The 22,004-nt window shown below is 35.9% G+C and carries 13 protein-coding genes; 2 read left to right on the top strand and 11 right to left on the bottom strand.

The window, feature by feature from the left end:
• The 11 genes from HU235_RS05960 to HU235_RS05910 form a co-directional block, all read right to left on the bottom strand.
• Nucleotides 1-1,255: response regulator (locus tag HU235_RS05960; RefSeq protein ID WP_174879607.1), on the bottom strand; the 1,255-nt coding region annotated here is incomplete at its 3' end.
• 1 nt (nt 1,256) lies between these two features.
• Nucleotides 1,257-3,059 (bottom strand): sensor histidine kinase, encoded by a 1,803-nt coding sequence (locus HU235_RS05955; RefSeq protein WP_233452143.1) that lies wholly within the window; start codon nt 3,057-3,059, stop codon nt 1,257-1,259.
• A 442-nt stretch (nt 3,060-3,501) separates the two neighbouring features.
• The gene (locus HU235_RS05950) at nt 3,502-4,179 is read right to left on the bottom strand and encodes a lysozyme inhibitor LprI family protein (RefSeq protein ID WP_174879606.1); all 678 of its coding nucleotides are present in this window, start codon (nt 4,177-4,179) and stop codon (nt 3,502-3,504) included.
• Between the two features lie 234 nt (nt 4,180-4,413).
• Nucleotides 4,414-6,084 carry an ABC transporter substrate-binding protein gene (locus tag HU235_RS05945; protein ID WP_174879605.1) on the bottom strand — a complete coding sequence of 557 codons (1,671 nt, stop codon included), beginning with the start codon at nt 6,082-6,084 and terminating at the stop codon, nt 4,414-4,416.
• A gap of 152 nt (nt 6,085-6,236) precedes the next feature.
• Nucleotides 6,237-7,148 carry a carbohydrate ABC transporter permease gene (locus HU235_RS05940; RefSeq protein ID WP_095298547.1) on the bottom strand — a complete coding sequence of 304 codons (912 nt, stop codon included), beginning with the start codon at nt 7,146-7,148 and terminating at the stop codon, nt 6,237-6,239.
• 16 nt (nt 7,149-7,164) lie between these two features.
• Nucleotides 7,165-8,127, bottom strand: coding sequence for an ABC transporter permease (locus HU235_RS05935; RefSeq protein WP_233452142.1), 963 nt, complete (start codon nt 8,125-8,127; stop codon nt 7,165-7,167).
• 434 nt (nt 8,128-8,561) lie between these two features.
• The gene (locus HU235_RS05930; RefSeq protein ID WP_174879604.1) at nt 8,562-10,076 is read right to left on the bottom strand and encodes a response regulator transcription factor; all 1,515 of its coding nucleotides are present in this window, start codon (nt 10,074-10,076) and stop codon (nt 8,562-8,564) included.
• A 2-nt stretch (nt 10,077-10,078) separates the two neighbouring features.
• Nucleotides 10,079-11,872, bottom strand: coding sequence for a sensor histidine kinase (locus tag HU235_RS05925; RefSeq protein WP_095298543.1), 1,794 nt, complete (start codon nt 11,870-11,872; stop codon nt 10,079-10,081).
• A 413-nt stretch (nt 11,873-12,285) separates the two neighbouring features.
• Nucleotides 12,286-15,081 (bottom strand): glycoside hydrolase family 3 protein, encoded by a 2,796-nt coding sequence (locus HU235_RS05920; RefSeq protein ID WP_174879603.1) that lies wholly within the window; start codon nt 15,079-15,081, stop codon nt 12,286-12,288.
• 319 nt (nt 15,082-15,400) lie between these two features.
• Nucleotides 15,401-17,461 carry a peptidoglycan D,D-transpeptidase FtsI family protein gene (locus tag HU235_RS05915; protein ID WP_174879602.1) on the bottom strand — a complete coding sequence of 687 codons (2,061 nt, stop codon included), beginning with the start codon at nt 17,459-17,461 and terminating at the stop codon, nt 15,401-15,403.
• Nucleotides 17,462-17,529: 68 nt separating this feature from the next.
• Nucleotides 17,530-19,533: a penicillin-binding transpeptidase domain-containing protein gene (locus HU235_RS05910; RefSeq protein WP_217451418.1), complete on the bottom strand. Its 2,004-nt coding sequence runs from the start codon at nt 19,531-19,533 to the stop codon at nt 17,530-17,532.
• Between the two features lie 252 nt (nt 19,534-19,785).
• Here HU235_RS05910 and HU235_RS05905 point away from each other — a divergent pair, with 252 nt between their 5' ends.
• Nucleotides 19,786-20,172 (top strand): BlaI/MecI/CopY family transcriptional regulator, encoded by a 387-nt coding sequence (locus HU235_RS05905; RefSeq protein ID WP_145580595.1) that lies wholly within the window; start codon nt 19,786-19,788, stop codon nt 20,170-20,172.
• Nucleotide 20,173: 1 nt separating this feature from the next.
• A complete protein-coding gene (locus HU235_RS05900) occupies nt 20,174-21,967 on the top strand; it encodes a BlaR1 family beta-lactam sensor/signal transducer (protein ID WP_174879601.1) in 1,794 nt (597 codons plus the stop codon).
• Nucleotides 21,968-22,004 lie beyond the last annotated feature (37 nt).

The raw sequence follows: 22,004 nt of genomic DNA, 5'->3' as shown, positions 1-22,004 counted from the left end.
CAATTAAATTAATCATTTTTTTCACTAAAATATTCGAATCATTTACATCCATTTTTTCAATGATTTCTGATAGTAATTCATTTGCGAACAGTAATAGCTTACTAATATTTGGTTGCTTCTCAATTTCGAAAACCTTTGATAATACATTCCCTATCGTTTCACGAATATCCTGATAAACATACATAAGCTTGTTTAATAATGATGAAATGATTTGAATGAAATTCGTTTTCATTTCACTTTCTGACGCGTTCCTGTTTACGAATTGTTGGGCAATCTCTGTAAGGATTCGATTAATCGCTTGCTTATCTCCGACCTCCATCGCTAACAATAACTTATCAACGAATAATGGAAGATTAAGCTTTTCCTCTTCAGGACATGGATCCTTTTCTATTTCAATAATCGGTTTTAAACGTTCATGTAATAGCACACCTTCCTGATAAAAAAATTGACGCTCCGCTATCGCTACAATTTTTTCAAATACCTCCTGAAGGCATTCCATATCATCAAATGATTCCGATATTGCTGCTGTAAAATTCGTCATATGTTCATGACAAATTTTTTGAACCTTAGCAAAGAGGTGCTCCTCCTGCCTTGCAAGCATATGTTCAGCATTGAGAAGAATTCCAATTTTTGAATCATACATGAATACGAATCCACTATTCGTTTGTTCAAAGCAATTGATGAATGTTTCTTTAAATTCGTTCAGATAATATAGGTCGCCATAGGGTTTTACAAGCAGGAGCTTACACATGTTCCACTTCATATCATGTTTAAGAAATTGATTTAGCTTTAAGCTGTTTATTCCTTTAATCGCATCAAGGAGGAGCGCTTCCTTTTTTTCTTGGATCATCTTTACCTTTAACTCTAAATATTCATCATTCTCCTCAACCGTTTTTTCTACTTCCTGCAAATGGTGGATTAACTCATCCTCATCGATAGGCTTTAGCAAATACCCTTTCACATTATACTTCATTGCTTGTTGGGCAAATTCAAACTCAGCATGCCCACTTAAAATGATGATCACAACCGAAGAATTCTGTTCTCTTATCCTACGAATAAGCTCAATTCCTGTAATACCTGGCATCATCATATCGACAATCATCACATCAGGTAAAAGTGTCTGAAATTTATTTAAAGCATCGTTCCCATTTCTAGCAGTTCCAACGACTTCAAACCCATATATTTCCCAAGGAATTAGGGTGACTAATCCTTGAAGGGTCGTTGGTTCATCATCAACAATCATAACCTTCAACATTCTAACTCCTCCTAAAGGTCGGTATTATAAAGTAAATCTTTGTCCCAACATGCTTTTTACTTTCAATATTCAGCCCTGCATCTTTACCGTAAGAAAGCTGTAGTCTTTGATGAATGTTCCTTAACCCTATTCTCATCCCCTCTTTTTCCTCTTGTTCATTTAACGCCTTGAAAATTTCCTGTTGTCTTTCTTCACTTATCCCAATGCCGTTATCTGTTACTTCAACAAGAAGACCCTTTTCACATAGAAGTGTCTTAACATAGACACTTCCGCCTGATTCATTTTTTTCAACACCATGGATGACAGCATTTTCTACTAACGGTTGAATAATAAGGGGTGGAATCGGAAATTGCTTTGTTTGTGGGTCAATTTCGATAAAATAATTCAATCGATCACCATGACGGAATTTTTGAATTTCAAGATAGGAACGGACTACTTCTATTTCACTAATAAGATTCACATTTCGTGAACCAACTTCAATGCTGTTTCTAATTAATTTTCCAAGTAGCTTTACTGCTCGTGCTATTTCCTGTTCTCCTCGAATATGTGCCTTCATTCGTATCGACTCTAATGCATTAAAAACAAAATGAGGATTCATTTGACTAGCTAGCATTTTAAATTTAATTTCACTTTGCTTTCTTTCAAGAAGGGTTTTTTGTCGATTTGATTCATATACTTCATTTAAAAGCTGTTTAATATTTTTCACCATTCGATCAAGTTGTTTAGACAGCTGACCAATTTCATCTTTTCCATCTATTAAAATATGTGTATTAAAATTGCCATTTCCTACTTGGCCAATCTGAGAGCTTAACCTAATGAGGCGATTTGAAAGTAATTTCGAAATATAATAGATTAATAGCAAAGCGATACATACGCTAATCGTCACAACGATAAGCCCCATTTTTCCAAACATATTTGCATTACGTCCAATCTCTTTATCCGCAATAAGTGAGATAATTCGTACATGGTTTACACTACTATCAAGCTGAATCGAATCAACCAAAATATGTGTAGAAACGTCCTGTGTCATCCCTTGAAAGGTTCCGGTTTTACCCGCTAATATTTCTTGTGAATCAATAATATTTTGAAGCTTGTTCCCAATGAAATCCTTTTGATTAGAGCTAATAATATTATTATCATCATCAACGATCATTGTTGGTTGCGATTCTTGCGATAAAATGAGGTTAAACATTTTCGTATTTAATTGAATAACTAGTACACCGCTTTTTTCATATTCAACAAAGTCTATTTTTCTAACTAAGCTTAAATATTTATTACCATTGCTTGTATCATCTTCAATATAATCCCAACGAATTAACCCTTTCCCGTTTTTAGCATTGCGATACCAATCGGAATTTTCGACATTTTCATCCACAGGGACAATTTGCCAATTGTTTAATAATGTCTCGTTTTCCGTATAAAATTTTATGTTTCTAATTTCATTTTTATAAATGCTTCGGTAGCTCTGGAAAATATTATAATCGCGGTACGATAAGACAACGTCATATAAATCTTCATAATCGGTGTTAACAATTTGTCCTAACCGCTGATCATATAAAAGATTATTTGATATATAAACAGGGACTTTTAAGACTTCTAAAGTTCGCTGTTTCACCCTTTCCATATTTGCTACAGCCTCTTGCTCTGCATCAACTAACGCTAACTTCCTCAGCTCATTCGTTAAAAATCCTCCGACAATGATGACGGGAATGAACACAACAACGATAAAAGAAAGAATTAACTTATTCCTTAGCTTTATATCATTTAATTTTTCTTTTACTTTATAAAGCTTTATATATACCACCCCTTTGGATTAGAGAATCAAAGTATAAGTTCCAATCAACATGTGATTGTACTCATTAAGTTCTTTATTCTAAGCTTATTTTTAAGATGGCTGTTTTCGTAAACTACATTGCTTTTATCCCTTAGGAGTCTCGCACTTTTGCTCCAATCAACCTTTATAAAATTAGTTCAATCGACGCACCATCAACAAAAATGTATGCCCTTACATTTTATTCTGCCTTTTTACATTTCAATTTCTTTGTTATAAGAATTAAATTACCATGATTGCTTGAATATAAGAATATCATAATGCTATTTTTTTATGGCATAATGCCTGTATCATGGAATAAAAATCGTTTTTGCAAGCTAGTGTGAAGCAATTTATATATGAATGTTCGAAAAAAGGATGATCGAAATGATCATCCTCTATTTCTTTCATTGCTATATATACATTTTTAAACAAATTATTTCATATATTTTTCAACTAATTCAAAACATCTTTCCTCAGTAAGATTATTTTCTACTACAACATATTCTAGATGTTCCTCCGTACCGCCTTCATATTTTAAAGATGCCTCTTTTGCTGTCTTATCACGATAATTTATCCATTCACGTTGTTCTTCTCTTAGCTGTTCCATCTCTTCTGATGGAAGTTGTTCCCCTAGAACTCCGTAAATTTCATTTAATAAACCATCCCAAATATCGTATCTATCGCCTTCCACTTTTTTCAAAGCGTATGTAGAGTCATCTAACGGGTTCTCTCGCATCTCGTCGGTTTTCTTTTTCGTGTCATTTAGCTTTGTAACATATTCTTCCTTTTTACTTACTGTATTGTTTTTTGGTAATTCTTCTTTTTTATTTTCATTGTCTGGAGTATCCACATTTTCATTTGTATCATTACTATCTACTTTGTTTGTAACATTATTTTTTGTATCAGACGTATTTGTGTTAGTTTTATCGTTTTTTGAATCAGTTTCTGTCGATTCTGAGTTAAAAGAATCATCGTCAGTGTGTTGAATTGATTCATTTTCTTTTTGTTTTTCTAATGTGGTACTGGACTCAGCAGAGGAGTTTCCACAAGCAGCCAATATAACGAATAAGGCTGTTGACATTCCGATTAAAAACATTTGATTTTTTTTCATTAAAATACTACCTTTCCTGTAATCTATTTTTGAATAAATGATCCTGCTCTTTAACGGAAAATGAGCAATTATTCCCATTTTTATATTCTAACATAAATTTCCTGTCTTTTTTTCATCTTAATACCACATCAAATCATCATGACAAAAATAAAAAAGGGTATTAAGGAATACGCTCATTCCCTAATACCCTTTGTCTTCAATCTGAGAAGATATTATCCTCTTTGATTTCTACTTTTACTTATTCCAAAGCTCAACACGTTCTTTTACTAGCTCCGTATAAGCCTTTTCGGCATCTTCAACTCCAGCCTTCTCTAAGTCTTTCATAAATTTATCCCATACTTTATCAAAATCATCTGGGTCTGCAAGAATTGCTTCTGGGATACGTTTTTTCACAATATCTAAGCATTTTTGCATGACTAACTCTAAATCTGATCCTGCTTCAACTGGAATATTGAAAGCAGCTCCCCATTCCTTAACAGGGAATTCTTCTTTTTGTGGATATAAATCCTTCCACATTTCAACACCGTAATTTTTTAATACTTCTTTTTCCGTTTCTGTATAGGCATCTTTAATTTGCTCAGGACTTGCAATTGTATATGTTTGACCAGTCGAATCAGTCACACCATCACCATAATAAGGAGCAAAGCCTTTTAATACACCGACACCTGTTTCTTTTACATAGTTCGCATTGTTATTACGTTCATTCATCTCTTCCTCAGGAATAATACGTTTCCCATCAACGATTTCGTAGTTTTCCCCTTCAATTCCCCAATTTTGTAAAATTTGCCCTTCCTCAGATGCTAAAAAGTCTAAGAACTTAATAGCACGAACTGGATCCTCACAATCAACGCTAATGCCAATTCCCCAGCCACCGAGATAGCCAGTGTCTTGGAAATTATGGTGTTTATATTCTTCAGTTAAGGTTACAGGATACATACCATGCATTCTTTCTTCCTTACCTGCTTCTCTTAATGCGCGTTGTGCATCTGCTACTTCCCAATCAGTGTCGATAAGTCCAAGAACTCGCCCTGAGGAAATTTTCGCTAAATATTGGTCATACTTTTGGACAAAGCTTTCAGGATCAAGTAATCCTTCAGCATTCATATGATTTAACCATCTAAAGTACTCCTTTTCTTCTGGACGGCGATAATGCATCGTAGCTTCATGTGTTTCTGGATTAATGTAGAATTCACCATCATCAGAGGCACCTGTTGCATAAAACGCTGGATTTGTTGTCGAAATTTGGATTCTCCAATCATCAGCCAATAAAGATAACCCAACCGTTGGCTGTCCATCGATTGTTGGATGTTTTTTCATATATTCCTTGATTGCGTTTTCAAAATCTTTCACTGTTCTAATTTCCGGGTAGCCTAAATCTCTTACAACATCATGCTGAAGCATAAAGCCATTTCCTGGTGCCCAATACGTATGATCAACTGCAGAAGTTGGCAGGATATAAATGGACGGATCTTCCTTACTCCATTTTAATCGATCAATATATTCTCCATATATCTTTTTTAAATTTGGCGCATGCTTATCAATTAAATCTGTTAAATCAATAAATGCCCCTGCATCAACTAACGTACTCGCAGAGCCTTTTGGCAGAATAAAGTCTGGATATTCACCACTAGCAGCCATTAACGGAATTTTTTGTTCGCCACCACTTACATCAAATTCTGCATTAATGGTTACACCAGTTTCTTCAATTACCTTTTTACTAACTGGGCTCTCCATATTATCCCATTGAGAATGTGGATCAGCACTAAACAATGTGAATGTAACAGGCTCGTCTGAATTACTGCTCGAATCTTCTTTTACCGTTTTTTCATTGCTGTTACATCCCACTAGAAATAATACGAGCGCTAGCAGCATGCTTAATGTGACTCTTGTGTATTTCCCTTTCATTGTTATTTCTCCCCTCTATACCTTTATTAGTGTTAACAGGATTACCTGGATTAACCAAACATTACAAGTGTTTATATCTGTTTCAGGAAAAGCTTAAGTTAGTCCTAGTAGAACCTTCTCTTCTGCTGCTTATACTTTGTTTCACATAAACCTTAGCTTTTTACAGCACCTAATGTCATCCCTTGAACAAAAAATCGTTGTACAAACGGATAAACGAGTAATATCGGGATAATCGTTACCATTGAAATGGCCATTTTAATCGATTCAGGTGAAACCTTTGCTGCTGCTGCTTCCCCTGTTGTTCCTCTGAATTGGTTCGCATCAGCGGCACCCATAGTCGTGTTTTGTAAAATTTTCATTAGCTCATATTGTAAAGTTGTTAAGCTTGGATTTGAACTATTATAAAGATACGTATCAAACCATGAATTCCATTGACCAACAGCAACAAATAGAGCAATCGTTGCTAATACAGGCGTACATAAAGGTAAAACAATTCTCCAAAATATGGAGAAATCATTTGCCCCATCAATCTTTGCTGATTCCTGTAACGAATATGGCAGTCCATCCATAAATGAACGAACAATAATGATATTAAATGCATTGACCATTCCAGGTAGGACATATACCCAAAATGAATTGATTAATGAAAGCTCCCTCATCAGCATATACCCTGGAATAAGTCCACCTGAGAAATATAATGTTAAAACAAGAATAGTCGAAACAAATTTTCTCCCTTGGAAATCTGCCCTGCTTAATGTAAAGGCTACCATTGCTGAAGATAAAACACCGAGTGCTGTTCCAATGACCGTTCTTAAAACAGAATTGAAAAATCCAGTCACTAAGTAGTCATATTCAAAAATCGCTTTATAATTATCAAGTGTAAACTCTCGTGGCCAAATGTATATTCCACCACGCACTGTATCTGTTGAATCATTTAAGGAAATTGCAAGTACATTTAAAAAAGGATAAAGCGTAACGATAAACACGAGAGTTAGGAAAATGTAATTACAAGTATCAAAGATTCGATCGTCCCATTTTGCCGTAATTGTTGATTTTTGCTTCATGTCGATACTTCCTCCCTTACATTACGCTTTGATTTGTAAACCTTTTGAAAATTCCATTTGCCAGGAAAAGTAGAATAATACTGACAAGTGAATTAAAAATTCCAATCGCGGTTCCGTAAGAAAATCTGCCTAAACCGATCCCGTAATTTAACGCATATAAATCTAAAACCTCTGAGTAATCAACAACAGTTGAATTACCGAGTAAAAATTGCTTTTCAAAGCCAATCGTAATTAAATGACCAATTGATAAAATAAGGACAACTAAAATCGTTGGTCTAATACCAGGAAGTGTAATATGCCAGATTTGTCTCCATCTGCTTGCCCCATCAACCTTTGCCGCTTCGTACAATTGCGGATCAATCCCGGCCATCGCTGCAAGGAAAATAATCGAGTTCCAGCCCATTTCCTTCCATAAATCAGACAAAGTGACAATTATCCAAAACCATTCTCCCTTTGTCATAAATTGAATTGGTTCATCGACTAGCCCTGTTGATGTAAGGAGCTGATTTACAATTCCACCATCGATTGAAAGCATTTTTGTTACAATACCTGCAACAACGACCCATGACACAAAATGCGGTAAGTAAGAGACTGTTTGAACAATGCTTTTAAACGCTTTTTTTCTAACTTCATTTAATAGCACTGCAAATAGGATCGGCACTGTAAATCCTAAAAGTAATCCCATAATACTCATCGCAAGGGTATTTCGTAATACGAGATAAAACCGCTCATCCTGGAATAAAGCAATAAAATGCTCAAAGCCAACCCATTCCTGCTCAAAAAACGTTAAGCCTGGACGATAATTTTGAAACGCCATTGTCCAGCCCCATAGCGGAAAATAATGAAAGACAATCACCCATATGACAAAGGGCAGTGACATTAAATATAAATATTTTTGCTGCTTAAACATCCGCCAAAAGCTTCTTTTTTTCTTTGGTGTTACTATCTCTGAATGCGCTTTCTCTTTTATGACTTCCACGTTATCCCCCCTCCATATCTGTACTTTTATGATAGCTAAGTTTTACTAACTTCAATACCTGATAGATTTTAAGAGAAATCAGGTCAAAATTATAGATTAATAATCAGATATTCAGGCGTGTGTCCGATTATCGAAACGATGAAACTTATTTAATCTATAGGGTAAAAGCTGCTTTATCATTTCCGAAAATGCTCTGAAACTTTGTTTTTATTTCCACTGCAAGAATTCAGTTCTGTGGTCGGCTCTTAAGACTCTCTGCTGAAGTGTCTGTGGCCTCCCTTTGACATGATTCTCTAAACAGGAGACTTACACACCCCTTTCGATCAACAATATTCTTTTACATGACCTAGAAAAAGAGCCTGACCTATAGTAAAGGATCAGACCCAATTTCCATCTTATTTTGTTTAAAGTCAGACCATTTATGGAACTCCCCCTTACCCTTCTTTGCGAAAAGATGAAGGTGAAATTCCAACATATTTTTTAAATTTCCGATGAAAATAATCGACATTAGCATAGCCAACCTTTTCAGCAACTTCATATACTTTATAGCCCTTTTCTAATAGTTTTTTTCCATTTTCAATCCTTACCTTATCTAAGTACGTATTAAAATATTCCCCTGTATAGCTTTTAAAAAGCTTACCTAAATAAGCGCTATTATAATTGAAAACATCAGCTAATGTTTCCAAACGTAAGCTCTGATTATATTCCTTATGGATTAAATCAATTAGTTTTTTTAATGTTACATCTGTCTCTCCATTATCAAGCATAGAGAGAATTTGGTTTATTTGCTTAAGGAAGTATTGCTTTATACAAGGAATGCTTTGCATCTCAAATAGATCTCCTGCACTCGTTATAAATGAATGTAAAGATTTTAAATCCGGATTGGCAAGGAGCAGCTTATTTATTGTATTTGTATATATGTGAAAAATTATTTTTTTCACGTCCAGTTCACTATTATCGTGGTGGCTTAACTCTTCAAAAAGCTCATTTGTAATTTTTTCACATGCAGCCATATTAACGATATCCATCGAATAGTATAAACGCTCAACATATGAATCGATTGAAATTTTAGTTCCCTGCTCATCATTTACTTGGAATGTAGCCTTAAGCTCCTTGCTTGATAGCAGCTTTCCTTTTGGATAGAAAAATTTCCTTTCAAATATTGCTAGTGCAGACTGATATGAATCGGGAATGTCTTCGATTCGATTGACCGCATCCCCGATCGCAGCATATAATTGCTGTTCCTTTATTAATAGAATTAGCTGATGGAAAGATATATTTGTTCGATGCTTTGAGAGAAAATCGTCTAGAAAGAATAGGATTAAATATTCACTTTTTTCAATAACAAATCCTCGCTTTGATGCTTCTATAATGCTCTTTACCTTTGCGCTTATTTCCTCATCGTTTATGGAAAGGATCGCCGTTTGATACGTATCAGAACTTACCTGATAGTAATCTGCCAGCCTCTTTACATCTTCTCCAATTTCGCTATGTTTCGAGAGGACAAGCTTTCGCATAAATTCCTCACGCATGTTTTCCTTGTCCTCGTTCAATAAATGATAGAGCTGTTTTTCATTTTGTAGCTTTTGAAAAATCCCCTTTAAATGTGTAATGAGTTCCTCCTCATCTAATGGCTTTAATAAAAAACCATCACATTTACAGCCTATTGCTTTTTTAGCATAATCAAATTCTGCATATCCACTTAAAATAATGAAATGGATGGATTCATTTTCCTCTCTTATTTTTTCAAGTAATGTGATCCCATTCATTTCTGGCATTTTAATATCAACGATCATTAAATTTGGTGAATGCTGTTGATATTTTTCATAACCATCTCGTCCGTTTTTGGCAATATCGACTACCTCAAAGCCTAATTCATTCCAAGGTATAATTGCTCTTAACCCTTTTCTAATCATCGGTTCATCATCTACAATGATCACTTTATACATGTTCATCCCCCCGCAGTAAGAGTAAATTGGATTTTTGTTCCTTTCCCCTCAATACTAGAAATTCTCAAGCCACTATCCTCTCCGTATGTTAGCCGTAATCGATTATGAACATTAAGAAGACCGATTCGATTTCCATCTAATTCATTAGGATTATTTAGCATTTCATTTATACTCGCTAATTTTTCCTGACTTATTCCACAGCCATTATCTTCAACAATGACAGTCAGCTCATTGTCTGAAACGCTTGTTGTTATATAAACCGTTCCACCATCCTCTTTATCCTCTAACCCATGAATAACAGCATTTTCAACTAAAGGCTGAATGATCAGCGGATAGATTTGGATGTTTTCAGAAAGTGGATCAATCGCTAATTCATAATTCAGGCGGTTTTCATACCTAAACTTTTGTATTTCTAAATAGCAGCAAACCATTTCGATTTCACTACTTAACGGAATTGTATTCCCACCTACCTCAAGACTTTTTCTCATCAATTTCCCTAGTTGCTTAACAACCATAGCAATTTCCTTTTCACCCTTCATATACGACTTCATCCGAATCGACTCAAGTGTATTAAATAAGAAATGAGGATTAATTTGACTTGCCATCATTTTCAGCTTTATCTCCTTCTGACTGATTTCAAGCAAATTTCGTTGCTGTGTCGCATCCTGTACTTGCTCGATTAATTGATGAATATTTTCAACCATCTGATTAAATTGCTTTGACAATTGCCCGATCTCATCATCACCATCAACAACAATTCTTGCAGTTAAATCCCCTTTTGAGACCCGATCTAAATTTTGGCTTAAATTTGATAAACGCTTTGATAACAGCCAGGAGACGGCAGCAATTAAAACAATCGCGAATACGATACCTGCGACTGTGACGACAATTCCAAGCAAGCTTAGGCGATTAGCATCCTTTACGATATGTTTATCCGTCACAATTGAAATGATCTTAAGATGGTTTTGACTCATTTCAGGCTGTAAGCTATCAATAATTATTTGTGAGGGCTCTCCTTCAATGTCTCCCTCAATAATCGTTGGATCATTGGTAATCGAATGCATAGGGTCGATAATTTCATACATGCTTTTCCCAATAAGTTCTGTTTGATTTGCAGAGATAATATAATTGCTTTCATCGACTATCATCGTGAGAAATGGCTCCTGTTGAAGAATCATATTAAGATGACGTTGATTGACCGTCATAACTAAAATCCCATATGTTTTATAATCTAAAAAATTAATCCTTCTAACTAAACTTAAATACTGCCTATTATTCTTCGTTTCATCTTCAAGATAGTACCATCGATTATAGGCTGGATCTTCAGTTGATTTACTATACCAATGGAAGCCTCTTACTTGTTCATTTATCGGAATGATTTCCCAATTACTAATTAACGTTGGATTATTTATATATAGCTTAATATTTTCAACCTCTGGATAATAATGGAGATAATAATCAAAGGCTTGATACTCCTGAAATGCATCAACAACCTCAAAGGTCGTATTGTATGAACTATTTGCAAGACTACTTAGCTTTTGATCAAATTGAAGATTATTAGAAATATAGATTGGTACATTTAAAACTTCGGCTGTTCGTTTTTTTACACGCTCAACATTCATTTTTGACTGTTCAATCGCATCCTTTACCGCATTGTCTCTTAATTCATAGGTTAAAAATATCCCGACAACCATGATAGGAATAAACACAACAACAATAAATGTCACCATAAGCTTGTCACGTAATTTCATACTATTAATTGTTTTCATCATTACTGAAGCAAGATTTTTCCCCACAAATATAGACCCCTTTTTAGTAAGCGCTTTCAAATAGATGTATTAATATTATTATAACTTAGATACCCTTCTTCATTAAAAAAAGATATTGTATGATATTTTACACATTTTCATGTCAAAATTAGTGAAAGAAGCCTTTTCTACTAGGAACTGTTAAGCTTGGGTGTTGATTTCAGCTTCAGGCATTTGCTTTCCTCGGTTGGTCTAGAGCCTTCTCGTATTTGAAAGCTTGGGGCTCTCCCATTGACAAGCTTCTCTATGCAGGAGACTCATTTATCTGTTCAATCCCCAGTGCATTAAAATTAACAATAAATATTTACATAGCCTGCCACTAAAAAGAGACTGGCCTGACAAATTCACCCTCATTGGACAATCAGGTTTATCAGTCATTTATCGGTCAGTCTCGTACTATTTTATAAGAATTGGAACCAGCTTAATTGAATGCTTCCCTTAAAAACGATAAATATATTTTTAACATCCATTCCATTTGTAATAGATTGTTCAACAGTTGTCCATGCTTGGAATCCGCCCGTTTGTGGAATCTCACATTTACTAATAACAGGACCATCTTCTGTATTAGCTCTTACTTCTAAACAAGCCTTTTCGCCACCATTAGCAACTCGCGCTTTAAAGGTTTGAAATGATTGTTCCCAGTTAACTTGATGCAAGGCAATCCAGCCCATAACCTTTATATTTCGAATACTTGTACCACCATCCTTACATTCATCTAAATAAATTTGATGATAATCATCGTAATTGATTGCCTTTACCTTTTGAGCAATATTTCTCGGTGGAATGACTTCACCATCGATTTCAATTTCGGTCTTTAAATGAATCGCTTCAGAGGATGCTCCAATCATGATCGAATAGATCCCTTGTTCAATACAATAGCGCTCTCTTGTAACATCCCAAAAGGCAAGCTCTTCTCGATTTAATTCAAAAGTAATTTCCTTCCTTTCACCCTTTTGAAGGTAAACACGTTTAAAGCCTTTTAACGTTTTAATTGGCCGCTTAACACGTGATGTTTTACAGCTTATATACATTTGAATAACTTCTTCACCATCTACCTCACCTGTATTTGCAATCGTTGCTGAAATTTTGATTTTTTCTTTATCTGTATCATTTATTATGAGATGTTGATAATCGAAGCTTGTGTACGATAATCCATGTCCAAACGGGTATAATACATTCCCTCTAAAGTATTGATAGGTTCTTTCTCCCTTAATAATATCGTAATCCATTATATCCGGAAGCTGTCCGGCAGATTGATACCATGTCATATTTAATCTTCCTGCAGGATTATATTCGCCAAACAATACATCAGCGATCGCTTGCCCATGCTCCTGGCCACCGTGTGAGGAGTAAAGAACGGCTGGCACATTTTGTTTTATCCAATTAATTGAAAATGGATAGCTTCCAACAATGACAACGACTGTGTTAGGATTTACCTTTAACACTTCCTGAATTAGCTTTTCTTGATCAGGTGGTAAATTTAAATTCGGTCGATCAATGCATTCCTTACCGTTTATAAACGGATTATTTCCAACAAAAAGAACTGCAGTCTCTGCTTGTTTTGCTGCTTCCACCGCTCTTTCAATTCCACTTTCAACAACTTCCTTTATGAAGTAATCCTTCTCCTGCTCACAAACATTCAAGTAGCCATTTTCATCAAGTCCAATCGGTTGCTGATCCCAGGATGATAAGTGAATTTGATTGTTTTTTCGTTCATTCATACTGAATACTTCTTTTACAAACCAGCCCTTAGCTTCTAAAGAGCTTGCAGTTAATCTTCCATGCTCGTCAACTGTCATATATTTCTCGTTGTACTCAGACTGGATTGTTTCACTGCCCCATCCCCAATTTTTATGTGTAAAGATACTTAAGGCATTATTTGCTGGCTCACCTAGTTTTACATGAAGAGAATGCTCTTCCACTTGAATATATTTTCCTGTTGTAGCCGAACGAAGCTTAATTCTGTCACATCCATCTGTAAAAATGACGTCTCCCTGCACCTTTTTGGTAATTCCTTTTAAAGGTGAAACTGTATAAGGAGGTGTACCACTATACCAATCAGTAAGCACCTCGTTTGCAAGTGGTCCGATAACTGCCACTTTCTTTGTTTTTAACGGCAATACATTTTGCTCATTCTTCAGTAGAACGATCGATTTTCTTGCAGCTTGTAATGAAAGCCTGCTATTTTCAGGTGAGCAAAGCTTATCCTCTGGAACGTTTGCATATGGATTTTTGTCTGTAGGATCAAATTCTCCAAGGCGAAAACGGACGCGAAACGTATTTTTTAAAGCTGTATCGAGATCAGCTTCATCAAGCAATCCTTGCTCAAGTGCATCCTTTATAGCCCGTAACGAAATCTCTTGATCATCTGTAATACTGTCAATTCCGTTTTTTATCGATAAAGCGACAGCTTCTGCATATGACTCAACATATTTATGGTCATTTACAGAACCTAATACATCCCCAGCATCACTCACAACAAAGCCATCTATGCCCCATTCCTGCTTAAGAATGTCATTTACATCAGGATTCATATTACATAAAGTGCCATTTACCGCATTGTAGGCGGTCATAATGGATTGAACCTTACCTTCTTTAATTTGTCTTTCAAAAGCCTTTAAATAATATTCACGCATATTTCTCGGATCAATGGTTGCGGAGCATTCGCCACGATCAACTTCATTATTATTTCCTAAAAAATGCTTTAACGTTGCAGCTGCTTTTAAATAGGTTGGATGATCACCTTGGATTCCTTTAATAAATTCTGTTGTTAGCTTCCCAGTAAGATATGGGTCTTCGCCATACGCTTCTTCCGTTCTTCCCCATCTAGGATCCCTTTCCATATCGACGGTTGGTGCCCAAATCGTAAGTCCATTTTTTTCTGGATCCTTTTGGGAGTAAATTCGTGCTTCATCGGCAATGACCTGTCCGATTTCCTTCATTAATTCCTCATCCCATGTACAGCCAAGTCCAATATTTTGCGGGAAGACCGTCGCTTTTCCAAGCCAAGCTACTCCGTGAGCACCTTCTGTCCCATGCTTATATTTCCTTATCCCTAACCGGGGAATTTCGTCTTGATATTGACACATTAAATTTATTTTTTCTGTTAACGTTAATTGTGAAACCAAATCCTCGAGTCGATCCTCTAACGGCATCACCGGATTTTGAAATAAGTAGGTTTTCGTCGTTGAGCTCATCAATCTACCTCTTTTCTACGTAATGTGAATACTTCTATTCTACGAGGTGTTGAAGCGTTTTCAAACCTAATGAATTAGCTGAAAAATCAGGTCATTTTTTCAGGTTTAATAAGAAAGTACCTACCTAACCAATTAAGAATAAGGTGAACAAAAGATGGCGAGTTCTCTACATTTTAGTAAATTGAGTTGTCGAACTATAACGTTAATGCTTCAATTCCTCATCTAAGTTATTCATCCAATATCCTTTTACTTCCTTTATTTGAGTATAATAATCCTCTTCTCCATCAAGGAAGAATGGCTCACCGCAATCATCTAGATATTAATCTTGATTAGTCGCATATTTTTTTTGCAAGTCAACATAAGCTTCAACAACTCGATTCGCGATTCTTTTATTAATCGGATCACTATCATTACTAGCCCACGGAACGACGACACTAAATGCAATTTCCGGATTTGTAGATGGGTAGTAGCCGACAAAGTTTAAATTATTTGTCTCCACACCCCAATACTTTCGATTTACTCCATAATACGCGGTCTCAGAAGTCCCTGTTTTTCCGGCGACATCATGAGAAAATCTTCCTTGCGCTGTCCCAGATGTAACGACAAGCTTAAATCCTTGGCGAACTCGCTCAATATCACTTGCTGTATTATTTACTCTGTTTAATATTTCCGCTTCTTTGTTAACAGCAATTGGTCCAAGCTCTGAATCTTCACTAGGTTCATGGATGCTTGTGACAATTCGCGGCTGAATACGTGAACCACCGTTTGCGATAACAGAGACATATTGTGCTAATTGCAATGGAGTATATGTGTCAAATTGTCCAATCGAAATATCTAAAAGCTTCCCCGCTTCATCTGGTGGGTTTTGCAAGCCAGATGATTCCTGTGGCAAATCAATACCCGTTTGGACGCCTAAGCCAAATTGGGCAAAATAATTTCTTAGTTTTTGAAAATCTTCTAAACTAGCATTAAATGGTCCATTTTTCACATATGTGATATCAGCAATTTTCATCGCGACAAAGAACATGTATACGTTTGAAGATTCCTGCAATGCGGTTAAATCTGTCATTAACCCTAATGGATATGCACTAAAGGATTTCTTCTCTGGTGTTCCTTTTAAATAAATCGGTGCATCATAAAATGTTTGTCCATGTGGCATTCCATCCTGGTAGCCTGAAAGAACTGTTGCACCTTTTACAGTTGAACCCGCTTCATATTGTGTTGAAAATGCACCATATGCAAAATCAAGGACATTGCTACGATTTTTCGGGTCAAGCTGTTTACCTACCATTGCCAACACGTCACCTTGGGACGGATCCATCATAACGACAAATGCACGGTCCATTAATTTATGACTACCACTCGCCAATACTAACTCTTCCTCTACAATCTTTTCTACTGCAATTTGTAGCTCCATATCAAATGATAGCTTTAAATCATGACCCCTTTGTCCTTCATCAACCACCTTTTTCGAAACAATCTTCCCTGTGTTATCAGAAATGTATTCTATTTTTGCTTTCCGTGGATTTAAGTAATCCTCGTATTGGTACTCTAAATAACTTTTACCAACACGATCATTTCTCGCATAGCCTCTTGCTACATAATAATCCTCTCGTGATTGAAGAATACCTTGCTCAGGTGTCGTTAAACCACCAAAGATCGACTTTAAATACTCTCCATATGGATACGTTCGATCCCAATCAGTAATTACATCGATTCCTGGTAATTCCTCCAAATGCTCAGCAACAGTTGCAACTTCCTCTTCTGTTAAACTTGTTGATTTTACAATTTGCGGTTCATATTGATATCCTGATGAGAAACGCTTGTATATATATGCAAGCTCCTGCTGTTCTAAATTTTCTTTTATTTTTGTTATCTCTGTTTCTGGCACTCTTTCAACTTGGAGCTTATAGGTTTGTGCTGGCTCAAGCTCTATTTCCTTTTTAGAAAGAAGCTTCTTAGCTTTTTCAGCGTTTGTTACTAACCAATAATCTCTTATATCACGTTCTTTTAACTCTTTCTTTAAAAATTCCGACTCAAAGCTAATAAATTCTGCAAGCCTTTTGGCAGTGTTGATTTTATCTTCAGTCTTTGTTGCCTTATCAACTGTATAGGTAATCGCAGGAACACTTTGATTATCGACAACAACGCGATTATAACGGTCAACCATTTTCCCTCTAGGTGCAGGGAGAGTTGCATAGGCTGCCTCAGTCTTTGAAGCTTCCTTTGAAAACTCCTCCCCCTGAACAATTTGCACAAATCCTAACCGAACAATTAGCGCTATAAAAAGCAAAAAAATGAGAAAAAAGAAAACATTGATTCGTACAAATCTTGTTTTTTTTAATTTACGAGTTTCAGATCCATTTGTTTGTTCTGTCAAATGCGTTCCCTCCAATTAACATCCTTTCAAGCTTGTATCTTGGTAAATATAACGGTCCTAATAAAATTTCATTTAAAGTATTCCACCAGCGCTTCCTTACCTACTGGTACCGCTGCGCTGCTGCCGCCTTTTTCCTTTACATCCTCAAGGACGATTGCCAACGATATTGTAGACGAATCGATATCTGTCGCAACGAACCAGCCATTTTCACTACCGTTTTCATCATCCTGGGATGCTTTGATTTCTGCTGTCCCTGTTTTTCCTGCTAGGCTTACACCAGAAATATTAGCAGTACTTGCTGTTCCACCTGATTCTTGTATAACAGCAGAAAATGCCTGCTGTAACGTAGGAAGATGTTTAGCGGAGATCGCAGACTCCTTCCAAATTACCCCAGCCTTGTTTTCTTGTTGAATGAGTGATGGTGCCATAATATTGCCATCATTTGATAAAGCACTATAGATGAGCGCAATATTTAATGATGTAACCATCACTTCACCCTGACCATATCCTGAATCTGCCAGAAGAATTTCACCATCAAGTTTTCCGTTGTTTGAAATTTGACTTCTGCTTAACGGGTAGCCAATTTCCAATTCCTCGCCAATGCCAAACTTTTTCGCACCCAATATAAACGGTTCACTTCCTAATTGAAGTGCACTCATTGCAAAGTAAATATTGTCGGAGTACTTTACGGCATTTTTTAGATTGACAGATGACTGACTATTAACACGCGTAATGCTATAGTTCCCCCAGGAACGATCCTTTTGCCATGAGCGCCCTTGTATTGATATTTGCTGATTAGGATCGATCACTCCTTTTTCGAGCCCTTCTGCTGCAGTAATTAGCTTAAACACAGAACCTGGTGAATACAGCTTGCTAAAGCGGTTCGCTTCATCTTCATACTCAATTGCTTCACGCCTTTTTTGCTCTTCTCTCGTTACATAGGTTGTATACCTGTTCGAGTTATAGGAAGGTGAGCTTACAAGGGCAAGAACCTCTCCTGTTTTTGGATGAACAGCTGCTGCTGATCCTTTTTCACCATCCATATGCTCATAAATCGTCGATTGCAGATTAGAGTCAATTGTTAACTTAATGTCCTTCCCGTTTTTCGGAGCTTGCTTTGCAATCGTTTCGATCTTTTCGCCATTTCGTTCAATATAGATTTCAATGCCATCAATTCCTCTTAAACTATCCTCGTAAACCTGCTCAAGTCCTGCTTTTCCGATAAGGGCTGTATTTTTATAGCCCTTATCCTTATGCTTTTCCAATTCCTCAGCACTGATATTTCCAACATAGCCAACAAGTCTGCCAAAGGCTTCCTGGTTTACATACACTCTTGATGTCTTATCATTGACAAAAATTCCTTCACTCCGTCTTTGCTCAAGCTTAATTAACCTTTCGTCTTGTACTAGAAGATCGACAATTGGAACAAAATAATTCGGATTAGCGTTTTCCTCTAGCCTTTTCGTAATATATTCCTTACTAATATCTAAAATAGCCGCCAAATCCATAATCTTCTTTTCTCGATTGCTTTCATCAAATACTGCTGGATTAATCCCAACTGTTTTGACATCTCCATCCATCGCTAGCGGTATCCCATTTCGATCGAGAATACTGCCTCTTATTGCTTTCAAACTACTTACCTTAACCTTATCCCCTTGCTTCATAGCTGGAAAAATCAAGCTCTCATCCCAGACAATTTTCCATTCACCCTCCTCTTTTTGTAATGGAAGCCGATAATCTGAGACAGATACTTTTCCTGCTACTGTTTCCATCTCTATCGAAAAGGAAATGATGTTTTCTTCACTATCGATATCCACATTTGTGACCCGAATATTCTTGGCTTCAATCCCTGAATAAATAGTTTTATATCTTGAAACAAACTCTTCTTCTGTTATGTATTCTTTCGATTCAGCCGCTAAAAAAGCATATAGCTCTTGAAAATCCTGCTCTGATAATCGATTAGAAAAGCGTTCAAACAGTTCGCTTTGTTTATTTTCAGTTGAACAGCCCACCATTAACCCAATATAAATTGGTAACAATAACAGAACGAAAAACAGCTTATTCTTTTTCACTAACGGTACCTCCTATTTGCAAGACATGAGAAAAATAAACTTTCCTACAGTTTACTTTTCTTCACTTCTAAAACTTACATATGTAATTTTTTCAAATTATTACACGTGTAAGTTTTAAAGTCAATACTTTTTTCTTACGCGTGTAAGTTTTAATTTGTCATAAGAGCTTTAGAAGCTTATTATCGACGTTGACTACATGTTTTCCGCCCTATATAATAAAATTATTACATTTGTAAGTTTAGGATGGTTGATATGAAGAATTTACCGCAAATTTCAGAAGCAGAATTAGAAGTGATGAAAGTAATATGGAAGCACCCGTCAATTAATACGAATGAAGTAATTGAAAAGCTATCAAAAAAAAGTAAATGGAGCCCAAAAACAATCCAAACGATGCTGCTTAGATTAATTAAAAAAGGAGCATTAAATCATCATAAGGAAGGTCGGGTTTTTGTTTATACACCAAATGTAGCTGAAAGTGATTATGTAGAGGTAGAAAGTCGAAGCTTTTTAAATCGTTTTTACAACGGTGCTCTTAATTCAATGGTTTTGAACTTTTTAGAAAACGATAAGCTATCAGATGATGAAATTAATGAATTGTATCAAATTTTAGAAGAACGTAAAAACAGAAAGCAGGAATAACATGGGCGATTCTTTCTTTACCCTCTTTTTGATTAGTAATATTCTATTGTCGATCATTTTTGGCATTATCCTACTCATTAAAAAATTCGGGAAAAGCCAAATAACAGTTAGAGCACAGTATTCCATTAGTGTTCTTTCCTTGTTCATACTGCTTATACCTTTTGTTCCCTTTAAGCTATTTCATGTAGACAGCTTTTTTTCATGGATAAAAACGAGCCCTTCTCGTTTATCTGGATATGCTGGGTCAGAAAGTACAGCTCAAGCTGCTAGTAATAATACGAATTGGCTTCAGGACTTTTCGTTGACAATTAACGAATCTCCTTTCCAAATGTTCGATTCTATTTTTTTAATCATCTGGGTTATTGGAATAATCGCCATGTTATTCGCTCTCTTTTATAGCAATCGAAAAATTCATTCCATAAAAAAAGAGCTACAAAAAGTGAACAATAAGGCGTTATCTGCCGTTTTTGAAGAATGTAAGCAGGAAATTCGCTTTAAGAAAAACGTTACCCTTGGATATTCCTCATTGGTTCACTCACCATTAACCTTTGGATTAGTCCGACCTTATATCGTTTTACCAAAGCATAGCTCATCGCTTTCTTCTGATGAGCTAAAATGTATTTTGCTTCATGAGCTTTTTCATTGTAAGCATCGCGACATGCTGGTAAATTATTTTATCTGTCTATTAAGAGCTGTCTATTGGTTTAATCCACTTGTATGGTATTTTTTAAAAGAAGTGAAAACTGAGATGGAAATTCATTGTGACTACTCAGTCTTAAAATCGCTTGACAATGAAACACAATATAAATATGGAGAGGTCATTTTAAAATTTGCTTCCCTAGAGCAGAAATCATCTTCCTTGCTGGCTGTATCAGAAATGAGCAGTTCATATAAACAAGTAAAAAAGCGCATCGTAAATATCGTCAATTTCAAAACAGAGTCACAAATTCTTAAACTAAAAAGTGCTCTCATCTTCATCCTTGTACTAGCAATTATCGTAATGAGCATTCCTTCCTTATCGGCTCTTGCTATTAATAAGGAGCACCATGCATTTACGAAAACAAATGTTATTTACAAGGATTATACTAATTTTTTTGGCGAGTTTACCGGAGGGTTTGTTTTATACGATTCAAAGAAGGATACGTATACGATCCACAATAAAGCGGAAAGTACGACAAGGTTCACACCGAATTCAACATATAAAATTTATAGTGCCTTATTAGCTTTAGAAACTGGAGTTATTGCGAGAGATGATACTAAATTGCAATGGGATGGAACTCCTTATCAGTATGAGGAATGGAATCAAGATCAGGATTTATTTACTGCTATGGAACGATCAACCTCATGGTATTTTCAAACGCTTGACAAGCAGGTTGGAAAAAAGAAAGTCTATAACTTCCTTGATAAATTGGACTATGGAAACGAAAACTTCACAAGTTCAGTTACTAACTTTTGGCTTGACGGCACGTTGAAAATATCTCCTGTTGAGCAGGTTGATTTATTGCGTAAGTTTTACCATAATACATTTAATTTTAATGAAAAGAATCTGCAAACGGTAAAAGATTCGATCACATTAGATAAGGCAAACGGACGTGTTTTATCAGGGAAAACGGGAACATCTATTGTGAATGGTGAACATATAGATGGTTGGTTTATAGGCTACGTTGAAACCTCTGATAATACGTATTTCTTCGCTGTTCATATTAAAGGGAATAAACAAGCAGGCGGAAGCTCCGCAACTAAAGTTGCTCTAGACCTATTGAAACAGGAAGGAATTTATCCATCTAGCTACTAAAGACTATGATCGGATAGAACTGCTAGCATCATTCAAG

Origin of the sequence: Metabacillus niabensis, assembly GCF_902829255.1 — a bacterium.
Taxonomy (GTDB): Bacteria; Bacillota; Bacilli; order Bacillales; family Bacillaceae; genus Metabacillus; species Metabacillus niabensis.
The sequence above is the reverse complement of the archived record's forward strand: the minus strand, read 5'-3'. Positions and strand labels throughout refer to the sequence as shown.

What these genes read in the sequence shown, in the direction of transcription:
- HU235_RS05950 (WP_174879606.1), bottom strand. Translation starts at nt 4,179, where the DNA reads ATGAAAAAAAATCAAATGTTTTTAATCGGAATGTCAACAGCCTTATTC.
- HU235_RS05945 (WP_174879605.1), bottom strand. Translation starts at nt 6,084, where the DNA reads ATGAAAGGGAAATACACAAGAGTCACATTAAGCATGCTGCTAGCGCTC.
- HU235_RS05940 (WP_095298547.1), bottom strand. Translation starts at nt 7,148, where the DNA reads ATGAAGCAAAAATCAACAATTACGGCAAAATGGGACGATCGAATCTTT.
- HU235_RS05930 (WP_174879604.1), bottom strand. Translation starts at nt 10,076, where the DNA reads ATGTATAAAGTGATCATTGTAGATGATGAACCGATGATTAGAAAAGGG.
- HU235_RS05920 (WP_174879603.1), bottom strand. Translation starts at nt 15,081, where the DNA reads ATGAGCTCAACGACGAAAACCTACTTATTTCAAAATCCGGTGATGCCG.
- HU235_RS05905 (WP_145580595.1), top strand. Translation starts at nt 19,786, where the DNA reads ATGAAGAATTTACCGCAAATTTCAGAAGCAGAATTAGAAGTGATGAAA.
- HU235_RS05900 (WP_174879601.1), top strand. Translation starts at nt 20,174, where the DNA reads ATGGGCGATTCTTTCTTTACCCTCTTTTTGATTAGTAATATTCTATTG.